Below are 17,493 nucleotides of genomic sequence, written 5' to 3'. Positions count from 1 at the left end.
GGTGTGAGCGAGGGGAGCGGTACGTGGGCGGAACGACGCTGGTGTGCGAGGAGCCGGTCACCGAGGTGGTGCCGGCTCCGGACGGACACCTGGAACCACCACCCGCCCCGGCACCCGAACTCGGCGCCCGCCAGGTGCGCTTGGTCTTCGTCGGGCTGATGCTCGCGCTGCTGCTGGCCGCGCTGGACCAGATGATCGTGGCCACCGCGCTGCCGAAGATCGTCGGTGAGCTGCACGGCCTGGACAAGATGTCCTGGGCGATCACCGCCTACCTGCTGACCTCCACCATCGGCCTGCCGCTCTACGGCAAGCTCGGTGATCTCTTCGGCCGCAAGGGCGTCTTCCAGTTCGCCATCCTGGTCTTCGTGGTCGGCTCCGCCCTCGCCGGGCGGGCGCAGAGCATGGACCAGATGATCGCCTTCCGCGCGGTGCAGGGCATCGGCGCGGGCGGCCTGATGATCGGCGTGCAGGCGATCATCGCGGACATCGTGCCGCCCCGGCAGCGCGGCCGCTACATGGGCCTGATCGGCGCCGCCTTCGGCCTCGCCTCCGTCGCCGGGCCGCTGCTCGGCGGCTACTTCACCGACCACCTCTCCTGGCGCTGGTGCTTCTACATCAACGTCCCCTTCGGTCTGGTCACCCTCGCCGTGGTCGCCGCCGTGCTGAAGCTTCCCCGGCCGAGCAAGCGCGCCCGGCTCGACGTGCCCGGCGCGCTGCTGCTCGCCATCGCCTCGACCTGCCTGGTGCTGCTGACCAGCTGGGGCGGGACCGAGTACGCCTGGGACTCCAGGGAGATCATCGGCCTCGGCGCGGGCGCCCTCGCCGCCGTGATCCTGTTCGTCGTGGCGGAGCGTTTCGCCTCCGAACCCCTCATCCCGCTCCGGCTGTTCCGGGACTCGGTCTTCAACATCGCCGGCCTGGTCGGACTGGTCATCGGCGTCGCCCTGTTCGGCGCGGCCAGCTATCTGCCGACCTTCCTCCAGATGGTCGACGGGGCCAGCGCCACCGAGTCCGGGCTGCTGATGCTGCCCATGATGGCGGGCATCGTCGGCGCCTCCATCGTGGGCGGCCAGCTCATCAGCCGCACCGGCCGCTACAAGGTCTACCCGGTGGCCGGTGCCGCGCTCGCCGCACTCGGCATGTGGCTGCTGTCCCGGCTGGAGACCGACACCCCCCGGCTGTCCTACAGCGTCTGGATGGCCGTCCTGGGCACCGGCATCGGACTGGTCATGCCCGTCCTGGTGCTCGCCGTGCAGAACTCCGTCCGCCCCGCCGACCTCGGCACCGCCACCAGCGCCAACAACTACTTCCGGCAGATCGGCGGCAGCGTCGGCGCCGCCATCTTCGGCACCCTCTTCGCCGACCGGCTCGCCGACGCCCTGCGCGAGGACCTCCCGCCGGACGCCTCGGCCGCGCTGCCCGACCCCGAGGCGATCACCCCGCAGCTCGTGCACGCGCTGCCCCCGGCGCTGCGGGACGCCTACATCCACGCCTACGCCGACGCGATGCCCCGGATCTTCCTGTACCTGGTGCCGGTGCTCGTCCTCGGCCTGATCATCGCCTTCTTCCTCAAGGAGAAACCCCTGGTGTCCCAGCACGCCCCCACCGCCACCGACCCGGACACCGTGCCGGGCATCCCCGTACCGCCCCAGGCCCGCGTGCCGCACACCGCCGGGATCGCGGTCTGCGGCACCGTCCAGCACCCGGACGGCACCGTCGTGCCCCGCGCCGCGCTCACCCTCATCGACGTCGGCGGGGTGCAGATCGGCCGGGGCGCCAGCGGCGACGACGGCCGCTACGCGCTGGCCACCCCCGGCGCCGGCTCCTACGTGCTCATCGCGGCGGCGGGCGGCCACCAGCCGCAGGCCGTCTCCGTCACGGTGGGCGAGCGCCCCGTCGAGCTGGACGTGGTCCTCGGCGGCGCCGGACGCCTCGCGGGTGCCGTGCTCACCGCCGACGGCAGCCCCGTGCGCGACGCCACCGTCACGCTCACCAACGTGCACGGCGAGGTGGTCGCCGCCACCCGCAGCGGCCGTGAGGGCGGGTACGTCATCGGCGAGCTGGTCGCGGGGGAGTACACCCTCGCCGCCAGCGCCCCCGCCTTCCGCCCGGCCGCCCTCCCGGTCACCGTCCAGGCGTCCCGCGAGACCCGGCAGGACGTCGAACTGGCGGGCGGGGCCGTGCTGAAGGGCACCGTCCGGGCCGGGGGCGGGCGCGCCGTGGAGGACGCGCGGGTGACCCTGCTCGACGCGGCCGGGAACGTGGTCGACACCCTCACCACGGGCGCCGACGGCACCTTCCGCTTCGTCGACCTCTCCTCCGGCGAGTACACCGTCATCGCCGCCGGCTACCCGCCGGTCGCCACGGTCCTCCAGGTCGCGGGCGGCGGCCGCACCGAGCGTGACCTGCAACTGGGGCACGAGGACTGAGGGTCACGGGCCCTCTTCACCCACGGGGGATCTCGGGGACGGAATTCACGGTTTGCCACACATGGCGACGTGACTCCCCCGTACCGTAGTGGCGGGCGGCATTGATCGTTCGCGTACAGCCGTGGGGAGAGAGGGCCTGGGCCATGGACCGTGGCAGCGAGCGGGACGCGTCTCCAGGCCGCGGTGCGGAGAACACCGCGGCGGGCCGGATTCCGCTGGCCGTGGTGATCGTCGACCGCGCGGGCCTCGTGTCCCACTGGAGCAGCGGGGCCGGGCGGATGTTCGGCCCCGGCCGGGAGACGGCCGTCGGACAGCCCGTCGCGGACCTGCTGCCCGTCTCCGGGGCCCTGCCGGACGACCTGCGGGACGACAGGCCCGATGACGGAGACGGCCCCGACCTGGAGACCTCTCTCGGCGCCCACACCGGCTACCCCACCGCGGGGCGCGCCCGGCTCACCCCGCCCGGGCACGGGGACGACGAGCGGATCGACGTGCTGTGGTGGGCCTATCCGCTGGTCGGGCCGGGCCCCTCCCGGCTGCTGGTACTCGCCGCCGACGCCACCCGGCTGCGCGAGGCGCGCGGCCACCCGGACGAGAGCACCGAACGCATCGCCCCCGGCTTCGCCCGCCACACCGAACTGCCCACCGCCGCCGACCTGGAGCGCAGACTTCCCGAGATCCTGCCCAACATGGGTCCCGGACTCAGCGCCCGCATCGTGTCCCAGATCCTCGAACTCGGCTACCCGGTCCTGGAGTTCAGCCAGTACGAGCGGGTCCCCGTCACCCCGTACTGGGGAGTGCCCCGGCGCCCCGGCCGCTCCGACAGCGTTGTCCCGCATCCCCGCAGCGAGCCCCTGATCCCGGCCGACGCCCTGGCCGACCTGGAGTACGCGGCCGTACGGGAGCGGCTGGAGTTCCTCAACGAGGTCAGCTCCGCCATCGGCACCTCCCTCGACCTCGGGGAGACGATCCGCGAGGTCACCAGCGCGGCCGTGCCCCGGTTCGCGGACTTCGCCGGCACCCATCTGCGTTCCGCCGTCCTCGCGGGCGAGGGCTTCCCCGACGGGCCGCCCGACGCCAGCACCCTGATGCACCGGGTGTGGGTCGAGCACAACGACGAACCCGGCCGCTGGGACGACACCGTGCCGGTCGGCGAGGCGTTCGCCTTCCCCGAGCACACCCCGTTCTACCAGTGCATGGTCACCGGCGAGCCGGTCCTCATCCCGAGGATCAGCGACGAACTGGGCAACCGGATCTCCGGCGAGTTCGAGAAGCGGGACCTCAGGCCGCTCATCACCGGCCGCTCCCTGCTGATCGTCCCGCTCAAGGCCCGCAACGTGGTCCTCGGCTTCATGGTGCTGCTGCGCCGAGCCGACCGGCTGCCCTTCGACGGCATGGACCGCACCACCGGCGCGGAACTCGCCGCCCGCGCCGGGCTGGTGCTCGACAACGCCCGCATGTACACGTACCAGGAGAACGTCGCCGAGACCCTCCAGGACAGCATGCTGCCGCAGGTCACCCCGCGCATGGCCGGGTGCGACGTGGCGACCCGCTACCTCCCCGGCACACTGCTCGGCCGGATCGGCGGCGACTGGTTCGACACCGTCAAACTCCCCGGCTCACGCACCGCGCTGGTCGTCGGTGACGTGATGGGCCACGGGCTCAACTCGGCGGCGATGATGGGCCAGCTGCGCACCGCCGTCCAGACCATGGCCGCACTGGAGACCCCGCCCGCCCAACTGCTGCGCAACCTGGACGACCTGGCCCGCAGGCTGGGTGAGAACTACCTCGCCACCTGTCTCTACGCCGTCTACGACCCGATCCGCGGCGAGTTGCAGATCGCCAACGCCGGGCACATCCCTCCCGTCCTGGTCCGGGCGGCGGACGGCGGCAGCGAGCTGCTCGAACTGCCCACCGGCGCGCCCATCGGTGTCGGCGGAGTGCCCTTCGAGGCCACGACGGTACGGGTCGCGCCCGGCGACCGGCTGGTGCTGTGCACGGACGGCCTGGTCGAGGTGCGCGGCTCCGACATCGGGGAGGGGCTGGCCGCGCTCTGCGAGTCCGCCGCGCATCCGGCCGCCTCGATGGACGCCGCCTGCGACACCATCATCCGCGCCCTCAACACCCGCGGCGGCCGCAAGGACGACGTGGCCCTGCTGATGGCCCGGCTCAACGGCATCCCCGACGACCACGTGGCCCAGTGGCAGCTGGAGTCCGGCCCGCGCGAGGTCTCCCGCGCCCGGCACCTGGTCCGCGATCGCCTGCTGAAGTGGGGGCTGCCGCAGGCGGTGGACACCGCGCTGCTGCTGGTCAGCGAGGTCGTCACCAACGCGGTACGGCACGGTGGGGGAGGCCCGGTCGGGCTGCGCGTGGTGCGTGCCGGGGACCTGCTGTTCGAGGTCACGGACGGGGAACCGGAGCTGCCGGACATGCGCACCGCAGGACCGGACGACGAGGCGGGCCGGGGCCTCGGCGTGGTCAGCCGGCTGGCGAAGGAGTGGGGCGCGACGACGAGCGGGCACCGCAAGACGGTGTGGTTCGAGCAGGCGCTGATTCCGTAACAGGTGCCCTTGGACCCCTTGTCCGGGGGCAGTCGGCGCGATATCCCGATCACGGCACCGACCTTGGGGAGATCGCAGTGAACGTTTCCGACGACTACCGCTCCAACTGGGAGAGTTACTGGCGGGAGACCTCCGACGAGCGGGGGGACGCGATCTGGGACTCCGACCCGTCGCTGACCGCCGAGCCCCACAGCGATCTCCTGCTGCCCCATGCCGAGGCCGGCCGCGTCATAGTGGACCTCGGCTGCGGCAACGGCACCCAGACCCGCTACCTCGCCACCCGGTTCGCCCGCGCGGTCGGCGTCGACCTCTCGGACGCGGCGATCGACCACGCCCGCCGCGCCACGGCCGGGCCCGCCGCCGAGTTCGAGCAGCTCGACCTGACCGACACCGACGCCGTGCGCGACCTGCACGACCGCCTCGGGGACAGCAACGTCTACATGCGCGCCGTCATCCACCAGAGCGAGCCCGCGGCCCGGCCCCTGGTCGCCGCCGCCGTGGCCGAGCTGCTCGGGGAGGCGGGCCGGGCCTTCGTCGTGGAACTCACCTCCGCCTCCCGCGACGTCCTGCGGCGGGCGGCCTCCGGCCCGGCCGGGCCCCCGCCGAAGCTCCGTCGCGTCTTCCACCACGACCTCAAGCCCGCCGACGCCGGGGACGAGGAGATCCCCCGTCTGCTGACCGAGGCGGGTCTGAAGATCCTGGCCACCGGGGAGACGGTCCTGCCGCAGACCGAGCACTTCCCGGACGGCGTCCGCATCGACCTGCCGGCCAGGTGGTTCGTGCTGGCGCGCGAGTGAGAACGGCCCGTGCCGGGCGGCGGCCGGGGACCGGGTCGTAGCCGCCGCCGGGCCGGGCGCGTAACCTGCGCGGCATGAAGATCCTCATCAGTGCCGACATGGAAGGCGCCACCGGGGTCACCTGGCCCGCCGACGTCCTGCCGGGGACGCCGCAGTGGGAGCGGTGCCGGGGGATGTTCACCTCCGACGTGAACGCCGCCGCCCAGGGCTTCTTCGACGGCGGGGCGGACCAGGTGCTCGTCAACGAGGCGCACTGGACCATGCGGAACCTGCTGCTGGAGGACCTGGACGAGCGGGTGGAGATGCTGACCGGGCGCCACAAGTCGCTGTCCATGGTGGAGGGCGTCCAGCACGGTGACGTCGACGGCATCGCGTTCATCGGCTACCACGCGGGCGCCGGCATGGAGGGCGTCCTCGCCCACACCTATCTCGCCAACCAGATCACCGGGGTCTGGCTGAACGACGTACGGGCCAGCGAGGGCCTGCTCAACGCGTTCGTCGTCGCGGAGTACGGGGTGCCGGTGGTCCTGGTCACCGGGGACGACCTGGCCTGCGAGGACGCGCTCGGCTACGCGCCGGAGGCGCTGAAGGTCGCGGTCAAGGACCACGTCTCGCGGTACGCGGCCGTCTGCCGCACCCCGGCCCGCACCGCCGCCGACATCCGCGCGGCGGCCAAGGAGGCGGCGCGGCTCGCCGTGCGTCAGGCGCCCCTGGACCAGGGGCCGTACACGGTCGCCGTCGAGTTCGACGCCGAGCATCTGGCGATGGCCACCACGGTGGTGCCGGGGGTGCTGCGGACCGGGGAGCGCAAGGTGGCGTACACCAACGGCACGATGTACGAGGCAATTCGCACGTTCAAGGCGGTCACCACGATCGCCTCGGCCGCCGTGGAGGAGCAGTATGGCTGACCAGCGCGCGCTGGACGAGGTGGTCGAGTTCACCTCCGAACTGATCCGGATCGACACCACCAACCGGGGCGGCGGCGACTGCCGGGAGCGGCCGGCCGCGGAGTACGCGGCCGAGCGCCTGGCCGGTGCCGGTCTCGAACCGCTGCTGCTGGAGCGGACACCGGGGCGCGGCAACGTCGTCGCCCGCGTCGCGGGCACCGACCCGTCCGCCGACGCGCTGCTGGTGCACGGCCATCTGGACGTGGTGCCCGCCGAGCCCGCCGACTGGAGTGTGCACCCCTTCTCCGGCGAGGTCCGCGACGGCGTGGTCTGGGGGCGCGGCGCCGTCGACATGAAGAACATGGACGCGATGATCCTGGCGGTGCTGCGCGGCTGGGCCCGGCAGGGCGTGCGGCCGCGCCGGGACCTCGTCATCGCCTTCACCGCCGACGAGGAGGCCAGCGCGGAGGACGGCTCCGGCTTCCTCGCCGACCGGCATCCCGAGCTGTTCGAGGGCTGCACGGAGGCCATCGGGGAGTCGGGGGCCTTCACCTTCCACGACGGCACCGGGCGCGAGATCTATCCCGTGGCGGCGGGGGAGCGGGGCACCGGCTGGCTGCGGCTCAGCGCGGGCGGCCGCGCCGGACACGGCTCCAAGGTGAACCGGGAGAACGCGGTGACCCGGCTCGCCGCCGCCGTCACCCGGATCGGCGAGCACCAGTGGCCGCTGCGCATCACCCCGACCGTGCGGGCCGCCCTCACCGAACTGGCGGAACTGTACGGCGTGGACGCCGACTTCGACGACATGGAACGGCTGCTGGACAAGCTCGGCCCGGCCGCCAAGCTGGTCGAGGCGACCGTCCGCAACAGCGCCAACCCGACCATGCTGGACGCCGGTTACAAGGTCAACGTCATCCCCGGCGAGGCCCACGCGCACATCGACGGACGTTTCCTGCCCGGCGGCGAGGAGGAGTTCGAGTCCACCCTGGACCGGCTCACCGGACCGGACGTCGACTGGGAGTACGTGCACCGCGAGGTCGCCCTCCAGGCCCCGGTGGACGCACCCCTGTTCGGCAGGATGCGGTCTGCCGTGGAGGAGTTCGCGCCCGGCGCGCACGTCGTCCCGTACTGCATGTCCGGCGGCACCGACGCCAAGCAGTTCTCCCGGCTCGGAATCACCGGCTACGGGTTCGCCCCGCTGCGGCTGCCCGAAGGCTTCGACTACCAGGCGCTGTTCCACGGCGTGGACGAGCGGGTGCCCGTGGAGGCGCTCCGGTTCGGCGTCCGCGTCCTCGACCGGTTCCTGCGGACGGCCTGACGACATGGGGGAAGAGATGCCCGTCCAGCCGTATGGCTCCTGGCCGTCGCCGATCGACGCGGCGCTCGCCGCCGCGCACGACGGACACCCCGAGTGGGTGGGGTTCGTCGGGGACGAGATCTGGTGGACCGAGCCCCGGCCCGCCGAGGGCGGCCGCCGCGCCCTGGTGCGCCGCACGGCCGCCGGTGCCGAGGAGCCGGTGCTGCCGCCGCCGTGGAACGTGCGAAGCCGCGTCCACGAGTACGGCGGACGCCCCTGGACCGCCGCCCCCGGGCCGGGCCGCCCCGTGGTCGTCTTCACCCACTTCGCCGACCAGCGGCTCTACCGCTACGAGCCCGGAGGCGAGCCGGTCCCGCTGACGCCGCTCTCTCCGGTCGGCGGCGGACTGCGCTGGGCGGAACCGGAGGTGGACCTTGAGCGTGGCGAAGTCCGCTGCGTGCTGGAGGAGTTCACCGGCGAGGACAGCGGGGACGTACGGCGTGTGCTCGCCGCCGTGCCGCTGGACGGGTCGGCCGCCGAGGACCGGTCGGCCGTACGCGAACTCATCGAGGAGCGGCACCGGTTCGTCACCGGCGCCCGCGTGTCCCCGGACGGCCGCCGGGCCGCGTGGCTCGCCTGGGACCATCCGCGGATGCCGTGGGACGGCACCGAACTGCTCGTCGCGGAGGTCGGCGACGACGGCCGGTTCCGGGACGTGCGCACGGTCGCCGGCGGCGAGGACGAGGCCATCTCACAGGTGGAGTGGGCGCCGGACGGACGGCTGCTGTACGCGAGCGACCGGAGCGGCTGGTGGAACCTGTACCGGGACGGCGTACCGCTGTGCCCGCGCCAGGAGGAGCTCGCGGGGCCGTTGTGGAAGCCCGGCCAGCGCTGGTTCGCCCCGCTGGCCGACGGGCTGCTCGCGGTGCTGCACGGCCGCGGGGCAGCCGTGCTCGGGATACTCGACCCGGAGACCGGTGAGATCGCCGACGCGGCCGGTCCCTGGACCGAGTTCGACTCCTCCCTCGCCGCCCACGGCAGCCGGGTCGCGGCCATCGGCGCCAGTCCGCGCACCGGGTACGAGGTGATCGAGCTGGACACCGGCACCGGACGCGCCCGGACGGTCGGCGCCCGGCACCGGGACCCCGTCGATCCCGTGTACTACCCCGAGCCGGAGGTCCGCACCTTCACCGGACCCGGCGGCCGCGAGGTGCACGCTCATGTCTATCCGCCCCGGCACCCCGAGATCACCGGCCCCGACGACGAGTTGCCGCCCTACGTGATCTGGGCGCACGGCGGCCCGACCAGCCGGGCCCCGCTCGTGCTGGACCTCGCCATCGCCGCCTTCACCTCGCGCGGCATCGGCGTCGCCGAGGTCGACTACGGCGGCTCCACCGGATACGGGCGTGAGTACCGCGAGCGGTTGCGGCACCAGTGGGGCGTGGTCGACGTGGAGGACTGCGCCACGGTGGCCCTCGCGCTGGCCGAGGAGGGCACGGCCGACCGGGACCGGCTGGCGATCCGGGGCGGCAGCGCGGGCGGCTGGACCACCGCCGCCTCGCTGACCGGCACCGACGTCTACGCCTGCGGCACGATCAGCTACCCGATCCTGGACCTCGCCACCTGGGGCCCCGGCCGCACCCACGACTTCGAGTCGCGCTACCTGGAGTCCCTCGTCGGCCCCTTCGCCGAGGTGCCCGACCGCTACACCGAGCGCTCGCCCGCCCACCGCGCCGACCGGCTCACCGCCCCCTTCCTGCTCCTCCAGGGGCTGGACGACGTGATCTGCGCGCCCGAGCAGTGCGAGTACTTCCTCGACCGCATCGCGGGCCGGGGCGTCCCGCACGCCTACCTGGCCTTCGCCGGAGAGGGCCACGGCTTCCGCCGCGCCGACACCATGGTCCGCGCGATGGAGGCGGAACTGTCCCTGTACGCCCAGGTGTTCGACTTCGACCTGCCCGGCGTCCCGAAACTGGAGCTCGGCACGTGAAGCAACTGAAGCGCCCCACCCGTCTCGCCCCCGGCGCCCGTGTGGCCGTGGTCGCGCCCAGTGGGCCGGTGCCCGCGGAACGGCTGCGCGCGGGCCTCGACGTGCTGCGCGGCTGGGGCCTCGACCCGGTCGCCGCACCCCATGTGCTGGACCGGCACGGCCAGTTCGGCTACCTCGCGGGCACCGACGCTGACCGGGCCGAGGACCTCCAGCGGGCCTGGTGCGACCCGTCGATCGACGCGGTGCTCTGCGCGCGCGGCGGCTACGGCGCCCAGCGGATGGCCGATCTGCTCGACTGGGAGGCGATGCGCGCCGCCGGCCCGAAGGTGTTCGTCGGCTTCAGCGACGTCACCGCCCTCCACGAGGCGTTCGCCACCCGTCTGGGCCTGGTCACCCTGCACGGTCCGATGGCCGCCGGGATCGACTTCATCGGCAGCGAACGCGCCCGCGAGCACCTCCACGCGACCCTCTTCACCCCGGAGGAGGCCCAGCGGATCAGCACCGACGGCAAGCCCCTCGTCCCCGGCCGTGCCCGGGGCACCACCCTCGGCGGCTGCCTCTGCCTCCTCGCGGCGGAACTCGGCACCCCCCACGCCCGCCCCTCCGCCGCGGGCGGCCTGCTCTGCCTGGAGGACGTCGGCGAGGAGACCTACCGCCTGGACCGGTACCTCACCCAGCTCCTCCGGGCCGGCTGGCTGGACCAGGTCCGCGGCGTCCTCCTCGGCTCCTGGCAGGGCTGCGACCCGTACGACTCCCTCCGCCCCATGCTGGCCGACCGACTGGCCCCGCTGGACGTCCCGGTCCTGGAGGCAGCGGGGTTCGGACACTGCCCGGACGCCCTGACGATCCCCTTCGGCATGGCGGCCGAACTGGACGCGGACGCGGGCACGTTGACCCTGGAGGAACCCGCGCTGCGGTGACTTCCGGCCAGCGGCCCGGCGTACCCTGGCCCCATGCCCCACACCGCACCCCACTACCTCGCCCAGGGCCCACGGGTGGCCGTCCGCCGGTTCCGGATGGAGGACGGGGGCGAGTTCACCGCGCGGGCCAGGGAGAGCAAGGATCTGCACCGGCCGTGGCTGGTGGTGCCCGACAGCGACGAGGCGTACGCCACCTACGCCGGACGGCTGCTCGGGGACGCCCAGCGGGCCGGGTTCCTGGTGTGCGAGCGGGACAGCGGGGACATCGCCGGGTTCATCAACATCAACAACATCGTCCGGGGCGGCTTCCAGTGCGGAGCGCTCGGGTACGGGGCGTTCGCGCACGCGGCCGGGCGGGGGCTGATGCGGGAGGGTCTCGAGCTGGTGATCGCGTACGCCTTCGGGCCGCTCGGGCTGCACCGGCTGGAGATCAACGTGCAGCCCGGCAACACCGCGTCCATCGCGCTCGCGCGCGGCGCCGGGTTCCGGCTGGAGGGATTCTCCCCCGCCATGATCCAGGTCGACGGCGAGTGGCGCGACCACGAGCGCTGGGCGCTCACCGCGGAGATGCGGGGCTGAGTCCCCGCTCAGGCCCCGGACTGGTCGGCGTACTCGAAGACCGTGCCGTCCGGGTGCATCACCAGCAGGTTCCGGCCCACCGGTGTCGGCACCGGGCCGGCGATGATCCGCGCGCCCAGGTCCGCGAGCAGCCGGTGCGCCTCCTCGACGTCCTTCACGGCGATCGTCGCCGTCACCTTGCGCAGCACCTCCAGCTCCGCCTCCGGCCCGCTCATCAGCAGGAACGACCCGATCGCGGCGACCTTCACCCCGCCACGCTCGAAGCGCAGGGCCGTACCGCCCGCCAGCCGCTCGTAGAACGGGACCGCGGTCTCGAGGTCGTCGACGCAGATGCGCAGGGTGGCGCCAAGAATCTCCATGCCCGCGAGCCTAGTTGGGGTGGCCGGATGCGCACAGGCCGTTGCGGCGCATCGGGGGCGTGCGCGGCGGCCGGGTGACGTGGAGGTGGTTTGGGTGCCGTGACCCCGGTTACGCGGAAGACCTCGGACGAACCGCACCACCGGGGCGCCCGCGGCCGGTCACACACCGTGACGGGCCGGGGCTCGTCGGGGGCCGGGCGGCCCGCCCGGTTTGCCGAGGACCGTCCGAGTCGCCTCGGACCCGCGGAAAGGAGACCCATGAACAACGAAGAACTCGCCGAACTCGGGCAGCAGTTGAGGGTGGACAGCGTCCGCGCCGCGGACGCCGCGGCATCCGGACACCCCACCTCCTCCATGTCCGCCGCCGACCTGATGGCCGTGCTGCTCGCCAACCATCTGCGCTACGACTTCGAACGCCCCGACCACCCCGCCAACGACCGCTTCATCCTCTCCAAGGGACACGCGTCCCCGCTGATGTACGCGGTCTTCAAGGCGGCCGGCGCCATCGACGACGCCGAACTGCTCACCTTCCGCAAGCTCGGCAGCCGTCTGGAGGGCCACCCGACCCCGCGCAGGCTGCCCTGGGTGGAGACGGCCACCGGCTCCCTCGGCCAGGGCTTCCCGGTCGGCGTCGGCATCGCGCTCGCGGGCAAGCGGCTGGAGCACTCCGACTACCGCGTCTGGGTGGTGTGCGGCGACAGCGAGATGGCCGAGGGCTCGGTCTGGGAGGCCGCCGAGGCAGCCGCGTACGACAAGCTGGACAACCTCACCGTCATCGTGGACGTCAACCGGCTCGGCCAGCGCGGCCAGACCCGGCACGGCCACGACCTGGACGCCTACGCCCGCCGCTTCCAGGCGTTCGGCTGGCACACCGTCGAGGTCGACGGCCATGACGTCGCCGCCATCGACCGCGCCTACAGCGAGGCCGAGTCCACCAAGGGCCGCCCCACCGCGATCATCGCCCGCACCCTCAAGGGCAAGGGCGTCGCCGCCGTGGAGGACAAGGAGGGCAAGCACGGCAAGCCGCTGCCCGACGCCGAGGAGGCCGTCAAGGAACTGGGCGGCCCCCGCGACCTCCGCGTCCACGTCAGCGAGCCGCCCGCCGCGACCCCGGAGAAGCTCGCCCACGAGCCGCTCAGCCTGCCCCGCTTCGACAAGGGCGAGGAGGTGGCCACCCGCGACGCCTTCGGCAAGGCGCTCGCCGCGCTCGGCACCGCCCGCGGCGACGTCGTCGCCCTGGACGGCGAGGTCGGCGACTCCACCCGCACCGGCGTCTTCGCCGAGGAGCACCCCGAGCGCTTCTTCGAGTCCTTCATCGCCGAGCAGCAGATGGTCGCCTCGGCGGTGGGCATGTCGGCACGCGGCTGGGTGCCGTACGCGTCCACCTTCGCCGCCTTCTTCAGCCGCGCCTACGACTTCGTGCGCATGGCCTCCATCAGCGACGCCTCGATCAACCTGGTCGGCTCGCACGCGGGCGTGGCCATCGGGCAGGACGGCCCCTCGCAGATGGGCGTGGAGGACCTGGCGATGTTCCGGTCCGTGTACGGCTCCACCGTGCTCTACCCCTGCGACGCCAACCAGACCGCCCGCCTGGTCGCGTCCATGGCCGACCTGGACGGCATCCGCTACCTGCGCACCTCGCGCGGCGAGAGCCCGGTCATCTACGACGCCGACGAGGAGTTCCCCATCGGCGGCAGCAAGGTGCTGCGCTCCAGCGAGGAGGACCGGCTGACCGTCGTCGCGGCCGGGGTTACGGTCCAGGAGGCGCTGACTGCCGCCGACAAGCTCGCGGAGGAGGGCATCAAGGTCCGGGTCGTCGACCTGTACTCGGTCAAGCCCGTCGACGTGGAGACACTGCGCCGGGCCGCCGACGACACCGGCTGCCTGGTGACGGTCGAGGACCACCACGAGGAGGGCGGCATCGGCGACGCGGTCGTGGAAGCCTTCACCGACGGGCGTCCCGTGCCGCGCCTGGTCCGCCTCGCGGTCCGGACGATGCCGGGTTCCGCCGCGCCCGACGAGCAGTTGCACGCGGCCGGCATCGACGCCGCGAACATCGCGGCCACCGCACGGCTGCTGGTGGGCGAGGCCGTGGTGAGCTAGGCCGGGTCTGCTGTGGCGGGCGTCGCTCCGGCGGCGCCCGCCGTGGTGTTCAGGCCGGTTTGCGGCACAGGAGCTCGCCGTGCAGGACGGCGAACCAGCCGTCCTCCCGCCGCCCCCACTCCCGCCACGCCCCGGACACCGCGCGCAGCTCCCCGGGCGTGGCGTGGCCGCCCTCGACCGCGCGGTCGGCGTAGGCGGAGGCGAGCGTACGGTCCGCCCACAGGCCGCTCCACCAGGCGCGTTCCTCGGGGGTGGCGTACGTCCAGGTGCCCGAGGTCGCCGTGATGTCGGTCAGTCCCGCCGCCAGCGCCCAGCTCCGCAGCCGCCGGCCGGCGTCCGGTTCGCCGCCGTTGGCCCGCGCGACGCGCCGGTACAGGTCCAGCCACTCGTCCAGGCCGGGCGCGGCCGGGTACCAGGTCATGGCCGCGTAGTCCGCGTCGCGGACCGCGATCAGCCCGCCCGGCCGGGTCACCCGGACCATCTCGCGCAGCGCGCCCACCGGGTCGCCCACGTGCTGGAGCACCTGATGGGCGTGGACCACGTCGAAGGTGTCGTCGGGGTGTCCGAGCGCGTGTACGTCGGCCACCTCGAAGTCCACGTTGGCCAGACCCCGCCCCTCGGCGGTGGCGCGGGCCTGCTCCAGGACGCCGGGGGCACGGTCGGCGCCGGTCACCCGGCCGTCGGGGACCAGCGCGGCGAGGTCGGCGGTGATGGTGCCGGGACCGCAGCCGATGTCGAGGACGCGCATGTCCGGTTCGAGCGAACCGAGCAGGTAGGCGGCCGAGTTGGCCGCCGTCCGCCAGGTGTGCGAACGCAGCACCGACTCGTGGTGCCCATGGGTGTAGACGGCGGTCTCGCGTGTCTCCGGCATGACGGCACGGTACGCCCGCCACCCGGATGCTGAGACCGCCGTTCCGCGATACAGACTGACGGCCTGTCAGATCATGCGCGGACGCGGGCTGTACGCCGTGAGGATCTCCGGCAGCTTCTCCACCGTCACCGCGCCGGACACCGAGGTCACCTCGCCGTCGTACGCCAGCGGGGTGCCCGGCGCGAGGCCCGACAGGCGCAGCCGGCCGAGCTGGACCGCCGCGTGGCCCTGGGACCGGCTGAGCGGGCCCGCCACGGCGGCCGCCAGCAGACGCAGCGTCGGCCAGCCGCTGCCGTGCACCACCCGTACGTCCAGCGGGCCGTCCGACAGCTCCGTACGGCGCCCGGCGCCCAGGCCGCTGCGGCGGTAGACGCCGTTGCCGACGAACAGCATCCACAGCGGGTGCCGCTTGCCGGCCGCCTCGACCACCAGCGGATGCCGGTCCCTGCGCAGCACCTTCACCGCGCCCAGCACCCCGGCAGCCCAGCCGCCGATCCGGGGCGACCAGTGCTCGCGCTCGCGCACCAGCTCCGGGTAGACGCCCAGGCTCAGGGTGTTCAGGAAGACGCTGGAGCGGCCGTCGGCGGTGAACTTGCCGACGTCCACCTGGACCGCCTCGCCCGCGCGGACGGCGGCGGCCAGTCCGGCGGCGTCCTCCACCCCGAGGTCGTACGCGAAGTGGTTCAGGGTGCCGCCCGGCAGCACCGCCAGCGGCAGGCCGTGCAGCAGGGCGACCTCCGCGCCCGCGTTCACCGTGCCGTCGCCGCCGCACACCCCGAGGACCCGTGCCCGCGCCGCCGCCTTGGCCAGCTCGGCCCGGACCTCCTCCGGCTCGCACTCCACGATCTCCGCCAGGGGCAGCGCGTCGTGCAGCGCGCTCACCCGGTCCGCGGTGCCCGAGGCGCGGTTGGCGACCATCACCAGGCCCTCGCCGTCCGGCAGCGCCGGGGCGTCCGCGCGCGGCCGGGCCACCGGGCGGGCGGCCGCCCGCGTCGGCACCAGCTTGCGCACCACGAAGGCGGCCCCGACCCCGAGCGCCGCGCCGGCCAGCACATCGCTCGGGAAGTGCGCGCCGGTGTACACCCGCGACGTCGCCACCGCGAACGCCACCGGCGCCACCGCCGCGCCCCACGCCGGGGACTCCAGCGCGACCCCGGCCGCGAAGGCGGCGGCCGACGCGGAGTGGCCGGACGGGAAGGAGGTGGTGATGGGCTGCCGCTTGAGCCGCCGGGACAGCGGCACCGGGTCCAGCACCGGCCGGGTGCGGCGCACCGACCGCTTGCCGAGGGTGTTGACAGTCAGCGAGGCCAGACTCAGCGAGGCCAGCCCCCGCGCGGCAGCCCGGCGCGCCCGGGGGGTGCGGGTGGCGGCGATCGCGCCGGCCGCCGCGAACCACAGCACGCCGTGGTTGGCGCTGCGGCTCAGGCGGGGCAGCACCTTCTGGCCCCCGGGCCAGTTCCGCCGGGCGGCCACCTCGAAGAGCCGGGCGTCGGCCGTCAGGAGCCGGCGCAGGACGGTGCGGCCGGTGGCCGGGACAGCGGTGAGGTCGACATCTGCGCTCATGTTCGACCCCCTACCCCGAAGCGCGCCTTTCTTGTGCCGCCGCCGGGGTGCGCGCGCGGAGGCCGGGGGAGCGGGATCTTCGTACAGTGGACCTCAGGACCAGTGGACCTCGGGACCGCGGAACACGACGAGCGGGGGCACCACCATGACCGGAGTCGACCCCAGCCGACTGGACGACCAGCAGCTCATGAAAGAGCTGGAGACGATCCACCGCACACGCCACGACACCCTCCTGTACGGCTCGAACGACGCCCTGCGCGCCCACAACGAGCGCATGGCCCAGTTGGAGGGCGAGTACCTGCGCCGCAATCCGCGCCGCCTGGTGAGCGCGGGCCGCACCCGCGAGGGCGCCCGGGAACGGGGCTGCGGGGAGCCGGGGGAGGCGTGAGATCCGGGGTGGCCGGGAGGGCCGGTGTCACCCGTTGGGTGTCGTCCGTGTCCCGCGAATGGGGTCCGGCGGCGGGCGGGGCGGCGCCGGGGGGGCTCTGATGGCAGCGAGGGCACGGAACGCGTGCCCCGACCGCCGTACCGCCGAGGAGCCCGCCCCATGCGCCGCACCGTACGCGTCCTCTCTGTCGCCGCCGCCCTGGCCGGCGCCCCGCTCGCCCTGGCCGGCGCCCCGCTCGTCATAGCCGGGCCCGCGTCCGCCGAGCCGGGCGCACCCTGCGGGGACCCCGCCGCCTCCGCGCCCAGGTCGCCCGGCACGTCCTACGACGCTCCGCTGCCCGGAGCGCCATACCTGAGCGCGGCCCCCACCGGCCCGGAGCGGAGCGACGGCACCAAGGACTGCGCCGAGGGCCCGGCCGGGAAGACGGGCGAGGACGGAGTCGGCCCGGCCGGGAAGACGGGCGAGGACGGAGTCGGCGCGGCCGGGAAGGCGGGCGGAGGCGAGGACGACTCGGCCTGGGACGACGGCGAGGAGGAAGGCCAGGACTGGGACTCCGCCCCCGCGAAGGACGACCCGCCCACCGTGGAGCACGGCGTGCAGGCCGGGGCCGGCGGCACCTTCTCCGACTCGGTGCCCGCCCTCGCCGCGGGCGGTGCGCTGATCGCCGCCGCGGCCGCCGGAGCCGGGTACCGGCTGTACGGCCGCAGGCGCCCGGCCGGGCGCTGAGAAGCGGGCACCGGAGGCCGCTG

Annotated in this window: 13 protein-coding genes and 1 pseudogene; 11 read left to right on the top strand and 3 right to left on the bottom strand. The window is 74.0% G+C overall.

From position 1 onward, the window contains the following. The first annotated feature begins 68 nt into the window (after positions 1–68). The 8 genes from EV284_RS21380 (at position 69) to EV284_RS21345 (ending at position 11,460) form a co-directional block, all read left to right on the top strand. The gene (locus EV284_RS21380) at positions 69–2,429 is read left to right on the top strand and encodes an MFS transporter (protein WP_242625799.1); all 2,361 of its coding nucleotides are present in this window, start codon (positions 69–71) and stop codon (positions 2,427–2,429) included. Positions 2,430–2,572: 143 nt separating this feature from the next. Next, entirely contained in the window at positions 2,573–4,990 is a 2,418-nt protein-coding gene (locus EV284_RS21375; RefSeq protein WP_130336657.1) for a SpoIIE family protein phosphatase, read from the top strand. A 77-nt stretch (positions 4,991–5,067) separates the two neighbouring features. Further along, positions 5,068–5,787, top strand: a complete 720-nt coding sequence (locus EV284_RS21370) for a class I SAM-dependent methyltransferase (RefSeq protein WP_130336655.1) — start codon at positions 5,068–5,070, stop codon at positions 5,785–5,787. Positions 5,788–5,861: 74 nt separating this feature from the next. Then, positions 5,862–6,695 (top strand): M55 family metallopeptidase, encoded by an 834-nt coding sequence (locus EV284_RS21365; RefSeq protein ID WP_130336653.1) that lies wholly within the window; start codon positions 5,862–5,864, stop codon positions 6,693–6,695. Then, complete coding sequence (locus tag EV284_RS21360) at positions 6,688–7,992, top strand: M20/M25/M40 family metallo-hydrolase (RefSeq protein WP_130336651.1); 1,305 nt, start codon at positions 6,688–6,690, stop codon at positions 7,990–7,992. The genes EV284_RS21365 and EV284_RS21360 overlap by 8 nt, the downstream gene beginning before the upstream one ends. 16 nt (positions 7,993–8,008) lie before the next feature. After that, on the top strand, positions 8,009–9,961 hold the full coding sequence (locus EV284_RS21355; protein WP_242625772.1) for a prolyl oligopeptidase family serine peptidase: 1,953 nt from the start codon (positions 8,009–8,011) through the stop codon (positions 9,959–9,961). Further along, positions 9,958–10,881: an LD-carboxypeptidase gene (locus EV284_RS21350; RefSeq protein WP_130336647.1), complete on the top strand. Its 924-nt coding sequence runs from the start codon at positions 9,958–9,960 to the stop codon at positions 10,879–10,881. The genes EV284_RS21355 and EV284_RS21350 overlap by 4 nt, the downstream gene beginning before the upstream one ends. A 33-nt stretch (positions 10,882–10,914) precedes the next feature. Beyond that, positions 10,915–11,460 (top strand): GNAT family N-acetyltransferase, encoded by a 546-nt coding sequence (locus EV284_RS21345; RefSeq protein WP_130336645.1) that lies wholly within the window; start codon positions 10,915–10,917, stop codon positions 11,458–11,460. Between the two features lie 8 nt (positions 11,461–11,468). Here EV284_RS21345 and EV284_RS21340 read toward each other — a convergent pair whose 3' ends face one another. Next, entirely contained in the window at positions 11,469–11,819 is a 351-nt protein-coding gene (locus EV284_RS21340) for a VOC family protein (RefSeq protein WP_130336643.1), read from the bottom strand. A 99-nt stretch (positions 11,820–11,918) separates the two neighbouring features. Between EV284_RS21340 and EV284_RS21335 the strand changes: the two genes are divergently transcribed. Then, on the top strand, positions 11,919–13,922 hold the full coding sequence (locus EV284_RS21335) for a transketolase (RefSeq protein ID WP_347402201.1): 2,004 nt from the start codon (positions 11,919–11,921) through the stop codon (positions 13,920–13,922). A 49-nt stretch (positions 13,923–13,971) separates the two neighbouring features. Here EV284_RS21335 and EV284_RS21330 read toward each other — a convergent pair whose 3' ends face one another. Both EV284_RS21330 and EV284_RS21325 read right to left on the bottom strand, forming a co-directional pair. Beyond that, positions 13,972–14,793: a methyltransferase domain-containing protein gene (locus EV284_RS21330; protein WP_130336639.1), complete on the bottom strand. Its 822-nt coding sequence runs from the start codon at positions 14,791–14,793 to the stop codon at positions 13,972–13,974. 66 nt (positions 14,794–14,859) lie between these two features. Further along, positions 14,860–16,356, bottom strand: coding sequence for a phosphatase PAP2 family protein (locus EV284_RS21325; RefSeq protein ID WP_130336637.1), 1,497 nt, complete (start codon positions 16,354–16,356; stop codon positions 14,860–14,862). A gap of 102 nt (positions 16,357–16,458) precedes the next feature. Between EV284_RS21325 and EV284_RS21320 the strand changes: the two are divergent. Together EV284_RS21320 and EV284_RS21315 are read left to right on the top strand one after the other, a co-directional pair. Then, positions 16,459–16,744, top strand: a pseudogene (locus EV284_RS21320) (DUF6158 family protein). A gap of 159 nt (positions 16,745–16,903) precedes the next feature. Further along, on the top strand, positions 16,904–17,470 hold the full coding sequence (locus EV284_RS21315; protein WP_130336635.1) for a hypothetical protein: 567 nt from the start codon (positions 16,904–16,906) through the stop codon (positions 17,468–17,470). Positions 17,471–17,493 lie beyond the last annotated feature (23 nt).

The organism is Streptomyces sp. BK022 (assembly GCF_004217355.1).
GTDB lineage: Bacteria > Actinomycetota > Actinomycetes > Streptomycetales > Streptomycetaceae > Streptomyces > Streptomyces griseoluteus.
This window is presented reverse-complemented; position numbering and strand designations above follow the sequence as displayed.